General features: G+C 72.6%; 16 protein-coding genes. 11 read left to right on the forward strand and 5 right to left on the reverse strand.

Annotation, left to right across the window (positions count from 1 at the left end; all coding sequences use genetic code 11):
• Positions 1-123: 123 nt before the first annotated feature.
• Genes ACILR4_RS05220 through ACILR4_RS05230 form a run of 3 tightly spaced genes read left to right on the forward strand, consistent with a single transcriptional unit; the run spans position 124 to position 3538 of the window.
• On the forward strand, positions 124-1029 hold the full coding sequence (locus ACILR4_RS05220; protein ID WP_395699792.1) for an SDR family NAD(P)-dependent oxidoreductase: 906 nt from the start codon (positions 124-126) through the stop codon (positions 1027-1029).
• 38 nt (positions 1030-1067) lie between these two features.
• Positions 1068-2024, forward strand: a complete 957-nt coding sequence (locus tag ACILR4_RS05225) for a Bug family tripartite tricarboxylate transporter substrate binding protein (protein WP_395699793.1) — start codon at positions 1068-1070, stop codon at positions 2022-2024.
• Positions 2021-3538 carry a class I adenylate-forming enzyme family protein gene (locus tag ACILR4_RS05230; RefSeq protein ID WP_395699777.1) on the forward strand — a complete coding sequence of 506 codons (1518 nt, stop codon included), beginning with the start codon at positions 2021-2023 and terminating at the stop codon, positions 3536-3538. The genes ACILR4_RS05225 and ACILR4_RS05230 overlap by 4 nt, the downstream gene beginning before the upstream one ends.
• On the opposite strand, the gene ACILR4_RS05235 is transcribed toward ACILR4_RS05230, so the two are convergent.
• The 3 genes from ACILR4_RS05235 to ACILR4_RS05245 form a co-directional block, all read right to left on the reverse strand.
• Positions 3504-5174, reverse strand: coding sequence for an FAD-binding oxidoreductase (locus ACILR4_RS05235; protein ID WP_395699778.1), 1671 nt, complete (start codon positions 5172-5174; stop codon positions 3504-3506). The genes ACILR4_RS05230 and ACILR4_RS05235 overlap by 35 nt on opposite strands.
• Before the next feature lie 104 nt (positions 5175-5278).
• Complete coding sequence (locus tag ACILR4_RS05240; protein WP_395699779.1) at positions 5279-6256, reverse strand: NAD(P)H-dependent flavin oxidoreductase; 978 nt, start codon at positions 6254-6256, stop codon at positions 5279-5281.
• 96 nt (positions 6257-6352) lie between these two features.
• Positions 6353-7393: a DnaJ C-terminal domain-containing protein gene (locus tag ACILR4_RS05245; RefSeq protein ID WP_395699780.1), complete on the reverse strand. Its 1041-nt coding sequence runs from the start codon at positions 7391-7393 to the stop codon at positions 6353-6355.
• A 202-nt stretch (positions 7394-7595) separates the two neighbouring features.
• On the opposite strand from ACILR4_RS05245, the gene ACILR4_RS05250 reads away from it, so the two are divergent.
• The 3 genes from ACILR4_RS05250 to ACILR4_RS05260 all read left to right on the forward strand — a co-directional run bounded on the left by ACILR4_RS05250 (position 7596) and on the right by ACILR4_RS05260 (position 10219).
• A complete protein-coding gene (locus tag ACILR4_RS05250; RefSeq protein ID WP_395699781.1) occupies positions 7596-8036 on the forward strand; it encodes an Hsp20/alpha crystallin family protein in 441 nt (146 codons plus the stop codon).
• Between the two features lie 14 nt (positions 8037-8050).
• Entirely contained in the window at positions 8051-8428 is a 378-nt protein-coding gene (locus ACILR4_RS05255) for an Hsp20/alpha crystallin family protein (protein ID WP_395699782.1), read from the forward strand.
• Between the two features lie 135 nt (positions 8429-8563).
• On the forward strand, positions 8564-10219 hold the full coding sequence (locus tag ACILR4_RS05260) for a phospholipase D family protein (protein WP_395699783.1): 1656 nt from the start codon (positions 8564-8566) through the stop codon (positions 10217-10219).
• A gap of 10 nt (positions 10220-10229) precedes the next feature.
• Here ACILR4_RS05260 and ACILR4_RS05265 read toward each other — a convergent pair whose 3' ends face one another.
• Together ACILR4_RS05265 and ACILR4_RS05270 are read right to left on the reverse strand one after the other, a co-directional pair.
• Entirely contained in the window at positions 10230-11969 is a 1740-nt protein-coding gene (locus ACILR4_RS05265) for a TonB C-terminal domain-containing protein (RefSeq protein ID WP_395699784.1), read from the reverse strand.
• A complete protein-coding gene (locus tag ACILR4_RS05270) occupies positions 11953-13302 on the reverse strand; it encodes an HD-GYP domain-containing protein (RefSeq protein ID WP_395699785.1) in 1350 nt (449 codons plus the stop codon). The genes ACILR4_RS05265 and ACILR4_RS05270 overlap by 17 nt, the downstream gene beginning before the upstream one ends.
• A 140-nt stretch (positions 13303-13442) precedes the next feature.
• On the opposite strand from ACILR4_RS05270, the gene ACILR4_RS05275 reads away from it, so the two are divergent.
• The 5 genes from ACILR4_RS05275 to ACILR4_RS05295 form a co-directional block, all read left to right on the forward strand.
• Positions 13443-13868 (forward strand): Zn-ribbon domain-containing OB-fold protein, encoded by a 426-nt coding sequence (locus ACILR4_RS05275; RefSeq protein ID WP_395699786.1) that lies wholly within the window; start codon positions 13443-13445, stop codon positions 13866-13868.
• Entirely contained in the window at positions 13865-15046 is a 1182-nt protein-coding gene (locus ACILR4_RS05280) for a thiolase (protein WP_395699787.1), read from the forward strand. Before ACILR4_RS05275 ends, ACILR4_RS05280 begins: the two co-directional genes overlap by 4 nt.
• Positions 15047-15068: 22 nt before the next feature.
• The gene (locus ACILR4_RS05285; protein WP_395699788.1) at positions 15069-16127 is read left to right on the forward strand and encodes an acyl-CoA dehydrogenase family protein; all 1059 of its coding nucleotides are present in this window, start codon (positions 15069-15071) and stop codon (positions 16125-16127) included.
• The gene (locus tag ACILR4_RS05290) at positions 16124-16540 is read left to right on the forward strand and encodes a PaaI family thioesterase (protein ID WP_395699789.1); all 417 of its coding nucleotides are present in this window, start codon (positions 16124-16126) and stop codon (positions 16538-16540) included. Before ACILR4_RS05285 ends, ACILR4_RS05290 begins: the two co-directional genes overlap by 4 nt.
• 85 nt (positions 16541-16625) lie before the next feature.
• A partial coding sequence (locus ACILR4_RS05295) for a hypothetical protein (protein ID WP_395699790.1) occupies positions 16626-18481 on the forward strand: 1856 nt, incomplete at its 3' end.

The raw sequence follows: 18481 nt of genomic DNA on the forward strand, positions 1-18481 counted from the left end.
GGCCTGCCGCTTTGGCAATGCCGAAGGCTTCCCTTGCCAATGCCGAATGGCGCCGGCCGGCGCTTGCGGGCATGCTCGCGGCCATTGGTGGAGACAACGCGAAAGGCAGGGCCCATGGCAGGCATGGTCGACGGCAAGGTGGTGGTGGTGACCGGCGCGGGCGGCGGCATTGGCCGCGAGATCGCGCTGGCGCTGGCGGCCGAGGGCGCGAAGGTGGTGGTCAACGACATCGGCACCTCCACCAGCGGCGAGGGCACCGACGCAGGCCCGGCGCAGCGGGTGGTCGACGAGATCCGCGCCGCCGGCGGCCAGGCCGCGGCCAACACCGACAGCGTGGCCGAGAGCGTGCCGGCCAACCGCATCATCCAGTGCGCGCTGGACCACTTCGGCCGTATCGATGGGGTGGTGAACAACGCCGGCATCCTGCGCGACCGCTTCTTCCACAAGATGAGCGACGACGAGTTCGACGCGGTGGTGAAGGTGCACCTGTACGGCAGCTACCACGTCAGCCGTGCCGCGGCCAACCACTTCAAGGAGCAGGGCAGCGGCGCCTACGTGCACATGACCAGCACCTCGGGCCTGGTGGGCAACTTCGGCCAGGCCAACTACTCGGCGGCCAAGCTGGGGCTGGTGGCGCTGAGCAAGAGCATCGCGCTGGACATGCAGAAGTTCGGCGTGCGCTCGAACTGCATCGCGCCCTTCGCGTGGAGCCGCATGATCGGCTCGATCCCGACCGACACGCCGGAGCAGCAGGCGCGCGTGGCCAAGATCAGGCAGATGACGCCGAACAAGATCGCGCCGCTGGCGGTCTACCTGCTGAGTGACGCGGCCAGTGCGGTGAACGCGCAGGTCTTCGCGGTGCGCAACAACGAGATCTTCCTGATGAGCCAGCCGCGGCCGCTGCGCTCGGTGCAGCGCGGCGAAGGCTGGACGGCGCAGCAGATCGCCGAGCATGCGATGCCGGCGCTGCGGGCGTCGTTCGTGCCGATGGACCGCTCCGCGGACGTGTTCAGCTGGGATCCCGTTTGACGATGGCCGCTTCAGAACTCCGGAGACACACGATGACCATGACCTTGCCTGTACGCCGCGCCTTCATTGCCAGCCTGCTGCTCGGGGCCGGCGCCGCCTGGTCCCAGCCCACCCCACCCGTGCGCCTGCTGGTGGGCTATGCGGCCGGCGGGCCGGTGGATGCGGCGGCGCGGCTGATGGCGCCGGCGCTGTCCAAGGAGCTTGGGCAGCCGGTGGTGGTGGAGAACAAGCCGGGCGCGAACGCCACGCTGGCCGGTGACATCGTCTCCAAGGGCCCGACCGACGGCAGCCTGCTGTGGTTTGCGGCCAGCCCCACGGTGACGATCAGTCCGAACGTGATGAAGAAGATGCCCTTCGACCCGGGCAAGGACCTGACGCCGGTGGCGCCGGTGCTCAGCTACTACAACGTGCTGGTGATCAACAAGGACCTGCCGTTCAAGAATCTGAAGGACCTGATCGACCACGCCCGCGCCAACCCCGAGAAGCTGAGCTACGGCTCGGCCGGCATCGGCGGCTCCAACCACCTGAGCGGCGAGTTGCTGGCTGCCAAGGCCGGCGTCAAGCTCACGCACGTGCCGTACAAGGGCAACGCGCCGGCGATGACCGATGTCATCGGCGGACAGATCGCGATGATGTTCGACATCGTCGGCAGCGCGCGCAACTACATCGCCAGCGGCAAGGTGCGGGCACTCGCGGTGACCTCGCCGGCGCGCAACCCTTCGCTGCCCGATGTGCCGACGATGGGCGAGGCCGGCGTGGCGGGCTTCGACGTCGGCGGCTGGTACGGCGTGTACGGCGCGGCCAACACGCCGGCGCCGGTGGTCGCGAAACTGAACCAGGCGGTGACCAAGGCGCTGGCGCAGCCCGAATTGAAGGCGCGGCTGGAAGAGATGGGCTACGAACTGTGGACCGGCGCGCCGAAACTGGTGGCCGAGCGCGCGCAGAAGGAACGGGCGCTGTGGGCCAGCGTGACCAAGGGCATCGAGATCGAATGAGCCCGCCCGCGACCGGCACGCGCCTGCACACGCTGTTCGACACCTGGCTCGTGCGCGACCCGCAGCGCGTGCTGCTGCGCTGTGCTGACGGCGACGTGACGATCGCCGCGCTCGGCGCGATGGTCGACGTGCTGCAGGCCGAGTTGCGCGCCGACGGCGTCGGCCCCGGCGACCGCGTGCTGATCATCGCCGAGAACTGTCCCGCGCATGTGGCGCTGATCCTGGCCATCAGCCGGCTCGGCGCCTGGTCCTGCGGTGTCAATGCGCGCATGGCGCCGGGCGAGCTGGCCGCGTTCCTGGCCAAGGCCGATGCGCGGGTGGCCTACTTCACCAGCGGTGTCTCGGCGGCGGCGGCCGCTCATGCTGAACGCCATCACCCACGAAGCTCGGTGCTGCCCGATCTGCAGCGCAGCGCCGCCCGGCCCGAGGCCGTGGCCGAGACCGGCGTGCTGGCCGCGCAGGTGGCGGCCATCATCTTCACCTCCGGCACCACCGGCACGCCCAAGGGGGTGCTGATGACGCACGACGGCGTCACCCACTTCGCGCGCGTCTCGGCGCAGTCGCGCGCGCTGGGGCCGGACGACCGGGTCTACGCCTACCTGCCGATGACGCACATCTTCGGCCTGGGCACGGTGCTGATGGCCTCGCTGCACGCCGGCGCGAGCCTGGTGATGCGCAGCCAGTTCGACCCCGACGACCTGCTGCAGTCGCTGGCCACGCAGGGCGTCACGCAGCTGCAAGGGCCGCCGACCTTGTTCGCGCGGCTGCTGGCGCACCTGGAGCAGCAGGGTCGCAGCCGGGTGGACGCACCGCATCTGCGTTATCTCTACACCGGCGCCGGCCCGCTGGACCTGGCCTTGAAGCGGCGCATCGAGGCGGCGTTCGGCCAGCCGCTGCAGCATGGCTACGGCCTGTCGGAGTACGCCGGCTCCACCGCGTTGACCCGCCGCGGCGAATGGCGCGAGGACACCGCGGCCGGCTTCGTCGTCGACGGGGCCGAGCTGCGGGTGGTCGATCCCGCCACCGGCGGCACGCTGCCGGCGGGTGAACGCGGCGAGATCTGGATGCGCGGCCGCGGCCTGATGCCCGGCTACTTCCGCGACCCCGAGGCCACCGCCGCGGTGATGCGCGAGGGCGGCTGGTACGCCAGCGGCGACCTGGGCGAATGGGCGCCCGATGGGGCGATCCGCGTCGTCGGGCGCCTGAAGGAAATGATCATCCGCTCGGGCTTCAACGTCTACCCGGGCGAGGTGGAGGCGGCGCTGAACGCCTGGCCCGCCATCGCGCGCTCGGCGGTGGTCGGCCGACCCGAGGGCGATGGCAACGAGGAAGTGCTGGCCTTCGTCGAACTGCGTCACGGCGCGGTGCTGGACGAGGCCGCGCTGCGTGCACACCTGCGCGACGCGCTGGCGCCGTACAAGCGCCCGGCGCGCGTGCAGGTGATGGCCGAGCTGCCGATGACGGCCAGCGGCAAGATCCTCAAGCGCGCGTTGCTGCGCGGCCTGGACGCCTGAGCGGGCCGGGGTCCGGTCGGTCGGCAGGCCACGCATAGCGCCCCGGCGCGATCAGGTCCTGCGGATCGAACGCGCGGCGCAGGGTGTGCAGCCACTCGGCGCGGCCGGCCAGCGCGGCATCGAGCAGCCCGAACTGGTCGCTGCCCAGGCGGTAGGGCAGGTAGCCGCGCTGGCGGCCCTGCTCGAACAGCGATTGATAACACGCTTGTGCAGCGGCCACGGCGGCGGCGTCGTGGCGCGCGAACAGCAGCGGCACGGTGCAGTCCAGCGTGTGCGTGTCGGCCGCGGTGAAAGTGATCAGCGGCTCGATGCCGTGGCGCGGCGTGGTGGCGCGCACCAGCGCGGCGGCGGCCTCGGCCTCCGCGCCCAGCAGTGGCAGCTTGGGTGCGTACCAGATCAGGCCGCAGCCGTCGCGCGCGGGGTCGCCACTGCGCTCGGCCGCGCTGCCGGCCGGGTGGCGCCAGTAGGCCAGGCGAAGCGCAGTGCGGTTGGGCCGCCCGGCCACCAGCTCGGTGGCGCTGCGCAGGGTCTGCAGCATCGGCTGCAGGCGCTGGCCGGCACGGCCCGGCACCCAGCGCGCCACGGCCTGCAGCCGCTGTACCCCCGGCCCTGAGAAGAACAGCAGCCGATGCGCGATGCCGCGCAGGCCTGCGCGCAGCTCGGCACGGGCCGCAGCCACCGTGCGCCGCGTGCCGTACAGCGTGACGAAGCCGGTCCAGGGCGGCACATGGTGTTCGCGGCCGAGCGCAGCGATCAGCGCGGCCGGCAGCACGCCATCGGGCCCCACCTGCGCGGCCGGGTAGGGCGCGGTCATCGCCAGCACCCGGTGCCGGTTCATCAGGTTGATGCCGCCGACGATGCCCGACAGGTGCGCCAGCAGCTCGCGCACGCGCTCGATGGCCGGGCCCAGCCGCGCGTCGTCCGGCAGCTGGAACAGCCCGATCTGGCAGCAGGGCGGGCGCCGCGCCAGCCGCAAGGTGGCGCGGGTGACGATGCCGAAGGCCGATTGCGAGAAGAGCCCGTTGACCGCCGGCCCCAGGCCCCAGCGCGAGACCCGCGCCAGCGCTTCGGCGCCGGCCTCGCGCAGCACGCTGCGGAAGGGCGTGCCGTCGGCGAGCACCGCTTCGAGCTCGGTGACGGCGCCGAAGTGGTCGGTGAACGGCGTCAGGCCGTAGCCGCGCTCCAGCGCATTGCCCACCAGGCTGCCCCAGGGGCCGGCGCCGGTCACCGGCACCAGGAAGGGGTGCCCGCGGGCGGCGAGGAACTCGGCCAGCTGGCCCTGCGTGACACCGGGCTCCACCGTCACGGTGCCCAGCGTGGCATCGATGTGCAGGATGCGGTTCAGGCGCGAGAGGTCGACGATCGCGCAATCGTCGCGCGGCGGCAGCGCGGTGCCGTAGCCCCAGTTGCGGCCGGTGCTGATGGGGTACAGCGGCACGCCGTGGCGGCGTGCGGTCGCCAGCACGGCCGGCAGCTGGCCAGCCGCCGTGATGCGCAGCGCGCCCGCCAGGCGGCGGCGGATGCCGTTGGTGTCTTCGCCGTAGGCGGCCCAGGCGGCCGGGCCGTCGAGCACGGCCTCGGGGCCGAGCAGGCTGCGCCAGGCGTGCAGCGCGGCCTGGATGTCGGCGCCGGCCATGTGTTGTCTCCCTGATAACGCCTTGCAGGCGTGTCCAGGGAGCATAGCCGCGCCGTGCCGGCGCCGTCAGCCGCGGCAACCGGGCGTTACGTCTGCGCGCCCGTTCAGCCTGCGTCGAAGCTGGCCAGGCGCTGCGTGATGATCGCGTGCGCCTCGGCCATGATGCGGTCGATCAGTTCCTGGCAGCTGGGGATGTCGTGGATGAGGCCGGCCACCATGCCGCAGGACCAGGCGCCGGCGTCCATGTCGCCGTCCTTCATGATGCGCGGGTAGACGCCCGCCACTTCCTGGATGATGTCCTCGAACTTCAGCCCGGCGCCCAGGCTGCGTTCCTTCTCGATCAGCCGCTCCACTGCGGCGTTATTCAGCACGCGCTCGGTGTTGCGCAGCGGGCGCATCACCAGGCGGGTGTCGAGCTCGCTGGCGGCGACGATGGCCTGCTTGACCTTCTCGTGCACCGGCGCTTCCTTCGTCGCGATGAAGCGCGTGCCCATGTTCATGCCTTCGGCGCCCAGGGCCAGCGCGGCCACCAGCGAGCGGCCGTCGGCCATGCCGCCGGAGGCGACGAAGGGGATCTTCAGCTCCTCGGCCGCGCGCGGCAGCAGGATGAAGTTGGGCACGTCGTCCTCGCCCGGATGGCCGCCGCATTCGAATCCGTCGACGCTGACCGCGTCGCAGCCGATGGCCTGGGCCTTCAGCGAGTGGCGCACCGAGGTGCACTTGTGGATCACCTTGACGCCGGCCTCGTGCAGCGCGGGCAGCCACTTCTGCGGGTTGTTGCCGGCGGTCTCGACCACCTTGATGCCGCCGTCGATGATGGCCTTGATGTAGCCGGGGTAGTCCGGCGAGGTGACGGTGGGCAGGAAGGTGAGGTTCACGCCGAAGGGCTTGTCGGTCATCTCGCGGCAGCGGCGGATCTCGTTGGCCAGCAGCTCGGGCGTCTTCTGCGTCAGGCCGGTGATGATGCCCAGGCCCCCGGCATTGGAGACGGCCGCGGCCAGTTCGGCAAAGCCGACGTAGTGCATGCCGCCCTGGATGATGGGGTGCTGGATGCCGAACAGTTCGGTGATGCGGGTCTTCATGGGCGCGGTCTCCGGATGTCGTGGGGATCGCCGCAGTGTCGCGGAGGCGACCCCGGCCGACAGTCGCCTAGGTGTCTCCCGGCGCTGCGCGCCGGGTCAGTCGCCGTCGCCGTCGCCGCGCCGGGCCTCGGCCGCCGCAACCTTGCGCGCATCGAAGTCGGCCAGCTCGCGTGCCATCTGCTCGTACAGCGCCTTGGCGCGCGGGTCCCAGGCGCTGGGCAGCACCACCTGCAGCCGCAGTTCCAGGTCGCCCGGCTCGCGGCCCGGCAGCCCGTGGCCGCGTACGCGCAGCACGCGGCCGGACTGGGCGTCCGCGGGCACCCGCACCTTCAGCGTGCTGCCATCGGGCATCTCCACCGGCACCACGGCCCCGAGCGCGGCTTCCCAGGGGGCCACCGGCAGGTCGGCCGACAGCGTCGGCCCTTCGACGCGGAAGCGCGGGTGCGGCGCGAAGGCCACCTCGAGCAGCAGGTCGCCCGCCGGGGCGCCACCGCTGCCGGCGCCGCCCTGGCCGGCCAGCCGGATCATCTGGCCGGGCCGCACGCCGCGCGGAATGCGCACCGACAGCGTCCGCGGCTTCAGCACCACGCGGCCTTCGTCGTCGAGCTGCGGGTTGCGCAGCGTGAGCTCGCGCGTCGCGCCGCTGAACGCGTCTGCCAGGTCCAGCACGATGCGGGCGTGGTGGTCCTCGCCGGCCATGGCGGCGGCGGTCGTGCGGCGGCGGCTGCGTGGCCCCGCGCCGGCGCCGCGGGCGGCACCACGCGGCGACTGCGGCGGCGGGTGGCCCATGCGGCCGAACAGCTCGGCGAAGAAGTCGCTGAAGGCTTCGTCGTCGAAGCTGCCGCCGCCCGGGAAGCCGCGGCCGCTGAACTCGAAGCCGGCGTCCCAGTCTGGCGGGGGCGTGAAGGCCTCGCCCGCGCGGTGGCCACGGCCCAGCGCGTCGTAGGCGGCGCGACGCTCGGGGTCGGACAGCACCGCGTAGGCCTCGTTGACCTCGCTCATGCGCGCGGCGGCGTCGGCTTCCTTGCTGACGTCGGGGTGGTACTTGCGCGCCAGCCGGCGGAAGGCCTTCTTGATGTCCTCCGCGGTGGCGTCGCGGGCCACGCCCAGCAGCTGGTAATAGTCCTTGTACTCCACGGTAGTCTCGCCTCTTGCCGGTGCATCTGGTGCTGGCGGTCCGGCGTTTCAAGAGCTTCGGGCGGGCGCCGGCGAGCGGCCTTGATCCAGCGCAGCCGATCGTCGCGAGGGGGTCTTGAAGCCGCGGCCGCAGGCCCCTATCTCTCGGTTCACGGCCCTGGCAGACAGCGGCCCGCCGACCGACCCGATTGGAGGAAACACCATGTACCGATCCCTGTTCGCACGCGATGCCATCGCCGAGCTCGACCGTCTGCAGCGCGAGATGAGCTCGTGGTTCGACGCGTCTCCCAGCATCCGCGGCTTTGCCCGCGGTGGCTACCCGGCGCTGAACGTCGGCGCCACGTCGCAATCGGTGGAGGTCTATGCCTTCGCCCCGGGCATGGACCCGGCGAAGATCGAGGTCAACCTCGACCGCGGCGTGCTGACGCTGGCCGGTGAGCGGCCTGCCGCGGCGCCGTCGGCGAGCGACGAGAAGACCACGCTGCATGTCAACGAGCGCTTTGCCGGCCGCTTCCGCCGCGTCATCAGCCTGCCCGACGACATCGACCCGCAGGCCGTGACCGCGAACTACCGCGATGGCGTGCTGCACATCAGCATCCAGCGCAAGGCCGCGTCGCAACCGCGCCGCATCGAAGTTCAATGAAGGAGCAGCCCACCATGAATGCCGTGACCCAGACCGCTGAAGAGACCGCCGCGCGCCGCGAGCCGACGCTGCTGCCGCCGGTGGACGTGATCGAGGACTCGACCGGCATCTCGCTGTATGCCGACCTGCCGGGCGTGCCGCGCGACAAGCTGAACCTGCGTGTCGAAGGCGACCAGCTGACCATCGAGGCCGAGCTGGTGCTCGCCGTGCCCCAGGGCATGGCATCGACCCATGCCGAAGTGCAGTACGCGCGCTACCGCCGCGCCTTCACGCTCAGCAACGAGCTGGACGCCGACAAGGTCAACGCCGAGCTCAGCCAGGGCGTGCTGCGGGTGCGCATCCCGAAGGCCGCGCACGCGCAGCCGCGTCGCATCACCGTCAACGTGGCCTGACGGCCGGTCAAGCGAAAGCCACCTGCCGCGACGGCATGCCGCAGGTGGCGGCTGACCCTTCGCTGGCGCCGGGCGCCAGCGGTGCCCGACAATCCGCGCGGCGCGGTGGCCCAGACCGCGCGGAGTTGCCTGACGATGCTTTCCTGCCAAGCCCTGCCCCGGTCCGCCTGGGGTGCGCGCCGCCTGGCCGGGGCGCTGCTGCTGGCACTGGCGCTGGCGCTGGCCGCCGGCTGTGCCACGCTGCCGCCGCCGGCGCCGGACCAGGCGCCCTCGACCGCCATTGCCGATGGTGAGCGCACGCCGCTGGCGGCGCTGCTGGCCGCGCGCTTGCCCGGCGACGGCCGGTCCGGCTTCATGCTGCAGCCCTATGGTCCTAACGCCCTGGCGACGCGGCTGGTGCTGGCCGGCCTGGCCACGCGCAGCCTGGACGTGCAGTACTACCTGCTGCGCGACGACAGCACCGGCCTGGCGCTGATGCGGGCGCTGCGCGATGCGGCGGCACGCGGCGTGCGCGTGCGGCTGCTGGTCGACGACTTCTACACCGCGGGCGAGGACGACACGCTGCTCGCGCTGGCGCACACGCCCAACATCGAGGTGCGGCTGTTCAACCCGTTTCCGGCCGCGCGCTCGCAGACCTGGAGCCGCTTCCTCGCCTCGGCCTTCGACTTCAGCCGCGTCAACCGGCGCATGCACAACAAGCTGTTCATCGCCGACAACGTGGCCGCGGTGGCCGGCGGCCGAAACATGGCCGACGAGTACGTGATGAACGCGCAGGGCTACAACTTCATCGACATGGACGTGTTCGCCACCGGCCCGGTGGTGCGCGACCTGTCGGCGGCGTTCGACCACTACTGGAACAGCCGCGTCGTCTACGACATCCGCGGCATCGCGCAGGGCTCGGCCGATCCGGCGGCGCTGCGCGAGGCCTTCGAGCGCCGCAGCCGTGCGGCGGTGCCGCCCCCTGCGGCGCCGATCCCGCCGGACGGCCGCGTCACGCATCCCGATTCGGGCCAGCCGGTGCAGCTGTCGCCGGCGCTGGTGTCGATGCTGAACCTGCCCTTCGACCTGCCACGCGGCACGCTGGGGCCGCTGCTGCCGGCCCGCGCGCGGGTGCTGTTCGATCCGCTGAGCAAGACCACCGGCTGGCACGAAGAGCGGGACTCGGTGGAGGGCACGGTGATCCAGGGCGTGGTGCGCTGGCTCAACACCGCGCGGCGGCGCATCAAGATGGTGTCGCCGTACTTCATCCCGAGCCAGGCGGCGGTCGACAGCCTGGCCTATGCGCGGCGCCTCGGGCTGGACGTGCTGCTGGTCACCAACTCGCTGGCCTCGACCGACGAGCCCTTCGTCTACTTCGCCTACTGGAGCCGGGTGAAGGCGCTGCTGGCGGCCGGCGTGCGCATCGAGGAACTCAGCCCTTCGCTGAGCGTGAAGCGCCAGCGGCTGGGCCTGTTCGGCCACCGCCAGGGCGCGCTGCACATGAAGAACGCGGTGGTGGACGACCGCGAGGTGTTCCTCGGCTCGATGAACCTGGACCCGCGCTCGGCCAAGCTCAACACCGAACTCGGCCTGATCATCGAGAGCCCCGAGATGGCGGCGCAGCTCAACGACTTTGCCGACACCGGCAGCTGGTACCAGCTGCGCCTGTCGCCCGACGGTCGCGAGATCGAATGGGTGGGCAGCGACGGCAACGGCGGCGAGCAGGTGCTGCGCGTGCCGCCCGAGACCAGCGCCTGGCAGCGCTTCAAGCTGCAGCTGCTGGGGCCCTTGATTCCCGAAAAAGACCTGTGAGCGGCGGCGCTCAATACAGCCGCACCGCCACGTCGAAGTACCAGGTGCGGCGGATCTCGACGATGTCGTAGTCGGCCGCCAGGGCCGCCGAGAAGGACGGGTAGGGCGCCTGGCTCTGCACGATGCGGCGGATGGCTTCGTCGATCTCCGGCACGCCGCTGGACGTGACGAAGACCACCGATTCGACCGAGCCGTCGCGGCGGATGGCCAGCGTCACCATCGGGTCGGCGTGCGGTCGCCGGGCCAGCTCGCGCACGGCGTCCGGCGGGGTGTTGAGCTGGATCTTGCGCGCCAGGGCCTCGGCATACAGCACCAGCTCGGTGTTGGCGTCGATGCGGCCGAACAGCCGGCCGCGGCGGGCCGTGCTCAGCGAGTAGGGCAGGCTGCCCGCCGGGGGCTGGGCCGCGGCCTCGCGCTGCGCGGCTTCCGCATCGAGCTGGCGGCCGATGGCGCGCTTGATGGCCTCGCGCCGGGCCTCTTCGTCCTGGGCCGCCTTGGCGGCTTGGGCAGCCTGGGCGGCCTGCGCGGCCTGCTGGCGCGCGGCCTCCTCGCGGGCCGCCTGCTGGCGTGCAGACTCGGCGCGGGCGGCTTCCTGGCGTGCAGCTTCTTGCCGTGCCGCCTCCTGCCGTGCCGCTTCCTGCCGGGCGGCTTCCTGCCGTGCCGCTTCCTGCTGCGCCGCGGCGCGTCGCTCGGCTTCCTGACGGATGGCCTGCTGTCGCGCGAGCTCCTGACGCGCCGCTTCCTCACGCACGGCCTCCACACGAGCGGCCTCCACACGCGCGGCTTCCACACGAGCCGCTTCCACACGCGCGGCTTCCACACGCGCGGCTTCCACACGCGCGGCTTCCACACGAGCCGCTTCCACACGAGCGGCCTCCGCGCGCGCTGCTTCTGTGCGAGCAGCTTCCACGCGGGCCGCTTCTGCCCGCGCGGCCTCGGCCCGCGCCGCTTCCACGCGCGCCGCCTCCGCTTGTGCTGCTGCCAGTTGCTCGGCCTGGCGCCGGGCCTCGCGTTCGGCGCGTTCGATCCCGGCGCGCTCGATCTCGGCACGCTCGAGCCGGGCCTGCTCGGCGGCGCGCTCGCGCGCCTCGTCTGCGAGGGCTTCACGCGCCGCTGCCGGCTCGGCCGCTGGGGCGGGCAGGGGGGCCGGGCTCGACGCGCTGGGCGCCGGGGCCGGCTCGGCTGCTGGCACCGGCAGCGGGGGCGCTGGCGGCACCACCAGCGCAGGGGGCGCCAGCCGCTCCATCGCGATCACGGCGGTGGCCGGTGGCGAGGGCGGGGCCGGCGGCGGCGCAGGGGGCGGCGCGGCCACCGCCACCTCGGCCGGGGGCGGTGCCGCGGCCTCGTCCTTTGCCGTTGCCGGTACCGCTGCCGGTTCGATCACCGATGCCGGTGCCGGTGTCGGCACGGGCACGGGCGCCGGCGCCGCAGCGGGCATCGGCGCCGGCATCAGCACCACCCGCAGGTCGGGCACCTCGATGCGGCGTTCATGCCACGGCAGGTCGAAGCTCGGCCAGCCCGGCCCGCCGCCGACGGCCAGGGTCATCAGCAGCCCGTGCACCAGCAGCGAGAACAGCAGCGCGTAGCGCAGCTTGCGGCGCTCGGCCGGGCTGAGCTGGTTCAGCCGCAGCGACCGGCTCGTGGCACCGGGGCGGCGGGCCGGTGGGCGCGCGGGTGGACGGACCGGTGGCCGTGCCGCGGGCGCCGCGGCGGCGCCGCGCGGCTGCGGCGGCCTAGCCGTTGTTGCCACGGAACCAACTCATCTTGCGCCGTGGCAACAGGTAGTCCAGCTCGTCCTCGCTGCGGTCCTGCATGCGCAGCGCCTTCTCCACCTTCAGCTGCTGCGCCACCTCGGGCTCGGCCAGGTCCAGGATGATGGCTTCGCGCCGCGGCGTGTCGGGGTCGTACACCAGCACCTGCGGGCACAGCCGGGCCTGCGGCGGGGCGGCGGCGGCCACCACGCCGGTGCGGCCGTCGCTCAGCTGCACCAGCGTGCCGGGCGGGTAGATGCCCATCGTGCGGATGAAGGTCTGCAGCAGCACCTCGTCGAAGGCGCTGCGCTCGCGCGCCCACATCACGCCCAGCGCCTCGAAGGGCGACACGGCGGCGCGCGGGTCGATCGGGTTGGTCAGGTTGTCGAAGCGGTTCGCGATGCCGATCACCTTGGCCGTTAGCGGAATCTCGTTGCCGCGCAGCCCGCGTGGGTAGCCGCGCCCGTCCTCGGCCTCGTGGTGGCACAGCACGCCCTGCAGCACCGCCGGCGGCACCACGCCGCCCTGCACCATCAGCTGCTCGGCGCCGACGCGGCAATGCGTCTCGTAGATGGCCTGCTCGTGCTTGTTGCGCGCCGGGTTGCGCACGATGGACATGTTCAGGCTGCGCATGCCGATGTCGTGCAGCAGCGCGGCCAGGCCCACCTGGCGCAAGGCCTCCTCGCCCAGGTCGAGCTGCTTGGCCAGCAGCAGCGCCAGCGTCATCACGCTCAGCGCATGCATCACCTCGCCCTGGCTGCGGCCCTTGTCGGCGATCAGGATGATGGCCGAGTTGGGGTCGGCCAGCAGCAGCGCGGCCGAGCCGCCGGCCACTTCGGTCAAGGCCTCCACCGCCTCGCGCGGCCGCGCGCCGAACTGCGTGAAGGCGCCCGAGGCCTGCTCGGTGGCGGCGATGTACTGGCGCTGCGCCACGTCGAGCCGCTCGCGCATCTGCGCCATCACCTCGGCGCGCTGGGCCTTGGCGGCGCGTTGCGCCTCCTGGCGCTGGCGCAGCAGGGTCAGCTGCAGTTCCTTTTCCTGCTGCGCGGCTTCGTCCTGCGCCTGCGCGGCCAGCAGCGCAGCATTCGGCAGCGGCTTCTCCTTGGACTTGGCGGGATTGCAGAACACCGGCAGGCCCAGTGCCTGGATCTCGCGCACCTGCTCCTCGGTGGTGACGAGGAAGCTCGAGCTCAGGAAGGGATGGTCCAGCCAGGACAGCGGTATGCGCACGTAGACGCCCACGCGCACCTGCGTGGCGTCGATGCTCAGTTCGCCCGGCTTGCGGGAGGCGCTGCCGGGCGCAGCGCCGGGGGTCGGCGAACCCGTCGCCATCGTTTGTGTCGCTCCTTGACTGGCCGCGCCGCCGCTGCGGCGCCTGGCATGGGTGAAGTGTAGGTCGGGGCCGACCCGCAAAGCCCCCCTTCGACAATGACGAATTGCCGGCGCGGCCCGATGCCTGCATGCTGGCAGGCATGGAGACATTCGACCCTTCCGCGCCACCGCCCGGCGGCAGCGTGCAGCGCGCCTACCAGGCCGCGCTGGACCAGGGCCGCTGGCTGATCCAGCGTTGCGGCGCCTGCGAGCGCGCCGTGTTCTACCCGCGCGAGCTGTGCCCGCACTGCGGCGCGATGGCGCTGCGCTGGGCCGAGCCCGCGGGCGGGGGCACCGTGCATGCGGTGACCACCGTGCGCCGCAAGGCCGAGGCTGGCGGGGACTACAACGTGTCGCTGATCGAACTGGACGAAGGCGTGCGGCTGATGAGCCGAGTCGAAGGCCTGGCGCCCGCGGCGGTGCGCATCGGCCAGCGCGTGCGCAGCAGGGTGCTGGTGCACGAAGGACGCGGCCTCGTGGTCTTCGATGCCGTCAGTCCGGACGTCGAACCGGAGCCGGCATCGTGAGCGCGCGCGATTGGCAGGACCTGCGCGGCAGCGTCGCCATTGCCGGCGCCGCCACCTTCGGCTGCGGCGAATCGCCCGGCCACGACGACATGAGCCTGCTGGCCCATGCCGCGCATGCCGCGGTGGCCGATGCGGGCCTGTCGATGCGCGACATCGACGGCCTGTGCACCGCCAGCGTCTCGTCGGCGATGTGGGCGATGCCGGTGATCGAGCACCTGGGCCTGAACCCGCGCCACATCGACGGCACCATGCTCGGCGGCTCCAGCTTCATCGCCCACCTGCTGCCGGCCATGCGCGCGCTGCACTACGGCCAGTGCAACGCCGTGCTGGTGTGCTACGGCAGCGCGCAGCGCACCGCCACCTTCGGCCGCAAGGAGATCGGCCTGGCGCGCCGCCACCTCGATCCGCAGCCGTATGAACAACCGTACGACCCGGTGATGCCGGTGTCGGCTTACGCACTGGCCGCCTCGCGCCACATGGCGCTGTACGGCACCACGCGGCGCCAGCTGGCCGAGGTGGCGGTGGCCGCGCGCGCCTGGGCCCGGCTGAACCCCGAGGCCTTCCTGCGCGAACCGCTGACGATCGACGAGGTGCTGAACGCCCGCATGGTGGCCGACCCGCTGACGGTGCGCGACTGCTGCCTGGTCACCGACGGCGCCGGCGCGCTGGTGCTGGTGCGCGCCGAGCGTGCGCGCGACCTGCCGCGGCCGCCGGTCTACCTGCTGGGCGCGGCCACCGCGGTGTGGCACCGGCAGATCTCGTCGATGCCCGACCTCACGGTGACCGCGGCCTCGCAATCGGGCGCGGAAGCCTTCGCGATGGCCGGACTGGCGCCGCAGGACATCCAGCTGCTCGAGCTCTACGACGCGTTCACGATCAACACGCTGCTGTTCCTGGAGGACCTGGGCTTCTGCGCCAAGGGCGAGGGCGGCGCCTTCGTCGAGGGTGGCGCCATCGCGCCGGGCGGCCGGCTGCCGGTCAACACCAATGGCGGTGGCCTGTCGTGCACGCACCCCGGCATGTACGGCATCTTCACGCTGATCGAGGCGGTGCGCCAGCTGCGCGGCGAGGCCGGCGCGCGCCAGGTGGCGGGCGTGCAGACGGCGCTGGCGCATGGCAACGGCGGCACGCTGTCCAGCCAGGCCACCGCGATCCTCGGCACCGCCGCGGCGCTGTAGGCCGCAGCCGGAGTGGACGCTCATGATCCGAGATAGAGAAACCCTGGACCTGCTGCTGGACAGCGTGCGCCGCTTCGTGCGCGAGGTGCTGGTGCCCGCCGAGCACGAGGTGGCCGAGACCGACGAGATCCCGCCGGCCATCGTGCAGCAGATGCGCGCGCTCGGTCTGTTCGGCCTGACCATCCCCGAGGCCTACGGCGGCCTCGGGCTGACGATGGAAGAAGAGGCCCGCGTGATGATCGAGCTGGGCCAGACCTCGCCGGCTGAGCTGATCGCCTCGTTCGCGCTGACCGAGCCGGGCGCGGGCTCGGATTCGGCGGCTATCCGCACGAGCGCCATTCGTGGCCACGACGCGCAGGGCGACCACTACCTCGTCAACGGCACCAAGCGCTTCATCACCAACGCGCCGCAGGCGGGGCTGTTCACGCTGATGGCGCGCACCGACCCGGCGAAGAAGGGCGCCTCGGGCATCTCGGCCTTCATCGTCGACGCGAAGTCGCCAGGCATCAGCCTGGGCAAGCGCGACAGGAAGATGGGCCAGAAGGGCGCGCACACCTGCGACGTGATCTTCGACAACTGCCGCGTGCCGGCGGCCAACCTGATCGGCGGCGTCGAGGGGAAGGGCTTCTACACCGCGATGAAGGTGCTGGACAAGGGCCGCATCCACATCGCCGCGGTGTGCGTCGGCGTGGCCAAGCGCATCCTGTCTGACGCGCTGCGCTACGCGGTCGAGCGCCAGCAGTTCGGCCAGCCGATCGCCGAGTTCCAGCTGGTGCAGGCGATGCTGGCCGACAGCCGCACCGAGCTGTACGCGGCGGAGTGCATGGTGCTGGACGCCGCGCGCCGGCGCGACGACGGCCTGCCGCATGCCACCGAGGCCTCGTGCTGCAAGCTCTTCGCCAGCGAGATGGTCGGCCGCGTCGCAGACCGCGGCGTGCAGATCCTCGGCGGCTCGGGCTACATTGCCGAGCATGCGATGGAGCGCTTCTACCGCGACGTCCGGCTGTTCCGCCTGTACGAAGGCACCAGCCAGATCCAGCAGCTCGTGATCGCGCGCAACATGATCAAGGAAGTCTCATGAGTGGTGGTGTTCAGACACCGATCGACCACATTCCCTTCTTGAAGCTGCTAGGCATGCAGCAGCGCGAGGCCGACCCCGGCCACTCGCTGCTGGCGCTGGAACTGCGCGACGAACTCTGCAACCTGCTGCCCGCCGCCCATGGCGGGGTGCTGATGACCTTGCTCGATGTCGCGATGGCGCGCGCCGCTACCTCGCACCCGCAGGCCACGTCCAGCAGCGTGGTGACGGTGGAGATGTCCACCCGCTTCGTCAAGCCCGGCCGCGGGCCGCTGACGGCCGAAGGACGCGTGCTGAACTGCGGCGGCTCGCTGTGCACCACCGAAGCCCATGTGCGCAACGCCGCCGGCGAACTGGTGGCCAGCGCGATGGGCACCTTCAAGTACTGGCGCGCGCCGCTGGGCGGGCTGGAGTAGATCCCCTCTTCGGCGGACCCCATGGCGCGCGGCGCGGGCTATGCTGGGCCTCCGCCCGCAAGGCCGGCAGGCCAGGAGGTCCGCGATGCCGCGCTACGACGATCCGCTGGGCACGCTGTCGGTCGACCTGCCGCCCGGCTGGGTGCTCGACCCCTTTGGCGCCAGCCTGACGCGGCCGGTCTTCATCCACTGGGCCGAACCCGAGGCGGCGCTGGCCATCCTGCTGCGCCCGCCGCGCCTGCCGGCTACTGCCCCGCTGGCCGAGTGGCAGGCCCTGATCGCCGCCGAGCTGCCGCCCGAGGCCGCGCTGGTGCCCATGGCCTGCCCGGTGGGCCCGGCGCTGGCGGCCGAGCGCCATGGCCGGGTGTGGACCCGCGTGGCCTTCGTGCGCGGGCTGCGGCTGGAGCTGGTGGTCGAGCACTGGCGGCCGCATCCGGCCGATGCACAGTCCGACGAAGCGCTGGCCGCCGCCGCCTTGCTGCCGCGCGTGCTGGCCTCGCTGCGGCTGCCGCCCGAGGGCACCTCCCCGCCCGCGCAGTCGCTCGATGGCGTGGCCGACTGCCAGCGTGAAGCGCTGCAGGCCATCGACCAGGGCCACGCGGACGCTGCACAGGCCGTGTTGCAGCGCGGCCTGGCCCTGGCGCGCAGCCACTGGCTGGCCAGCCTGGTGTCGGACCAGCGCAGCCCCGACCTGCAGGCCGTGCAATGCGTGGTGAGCCTGCTGGTGGGGCTGGCCGGCATCAGCGGCGATCCGCTGCCCGCCCGGGCGGCCGAATGGCTGGCCATGGGCGCGCCGGCGCTGCTGCCCGCGCTGGGCGTGCCGCGCGCGCTGCAGGGGCCGCTGGTCGAGCAGTGGCGCCAGCTGCGGTACAAGTGCGCGCTGCTGCAGGCGCGGCGCATGCAACTGCCGCAGGCGCCGGACGATCTGTTGCCGCAGGCCCTGCTCGATACCCGCGGCACCTGGCTCTGGCGCCAGGCCTGCGCGGCGGCGGCCGAGCGCCGGCTGGACCTGGCGGCGGCGCAGGGTCGTGCCGCGGCCGACGACCTGCTGCTGCGGCTGGCCAAGCTGCGCCAGCAGCGCCTGCGGCCCGAGGCCGACACGGTGATCGAGTGGCAGGGCCACAGCGTCACGCAGTCAGCGCTGATCGACGGGCTGTGCCGGCCGCTGGCCGAGATGGCGGCCAGCGGCGTGCAGTTCGCCTACCTGCAGGCCATGGACCGGCAGGACGCTCGTGCGGCACGCGACGCGGCCGAACTGGTGCTGCAGCTGTGCGCCTACGTGCTGGCGGGCGATGCCGGCCCGGCGCAGCAGCGCGCCTGCGCGGTGGCCGAGATGGCGCTGGCCGGCGCACTGCTGTTCGCTGCGGATGCGGTGAACCTGGCCCGCGCCGACCAGCTGATGGACAGCGCCATCGCCCGCATCGAGGCGCTGCCCGAGCCCGACGATGCGCTGCAGGCCGAGGCCTACCGCAACAAGGGCTGGATCTGCCACTACCGGCGCGATGCCGCGGCCGGCGCCGGCTGGTGCGCCAAGGGCCTGGCCGCGCTCCAGCGGCTGCAGGCGGCACGCGCCGCGGCGCAGGCTGCCGGCCAGCCCGCGCCCGGCGGCGGCCGGGACGACGACCGGCTGCGCCGCGCGCTGGCCTCGCTGCACTCGCAGTTCCTGCTGCACGAAGGCGACCTGGCACAGGCCGAGGCGCAGGCGCGCCAGGCGGTCGAGGGGCTGGCGCAGCCGATCTCGTCGAACCTGCTGAACCTGGCGCTGGTGCTGGACAAGGCGGGCCGGCACGACGAAGCGCTGCGCGAACTCCGCCGCGCCTTCGAGGTGGCCTTGCCGGACAACCCGCTGGGCCAGGACGTGCTGCGCCTGCTGGTCGTCGCTTCGGCCTGGCTGGAGCCGCGGGACCGTGGGGCCGCGCTGGCCCTGCATGGCGCCACCGA

This window comes from Aquabacterium sp. (assembly GCF_044226965.1).
GTDB lineage: Bacteria > Pseudomonadota > Gammaproteobacteria > Burkholderiales > Burkholderiaceae_C > Pseudaquabacterium.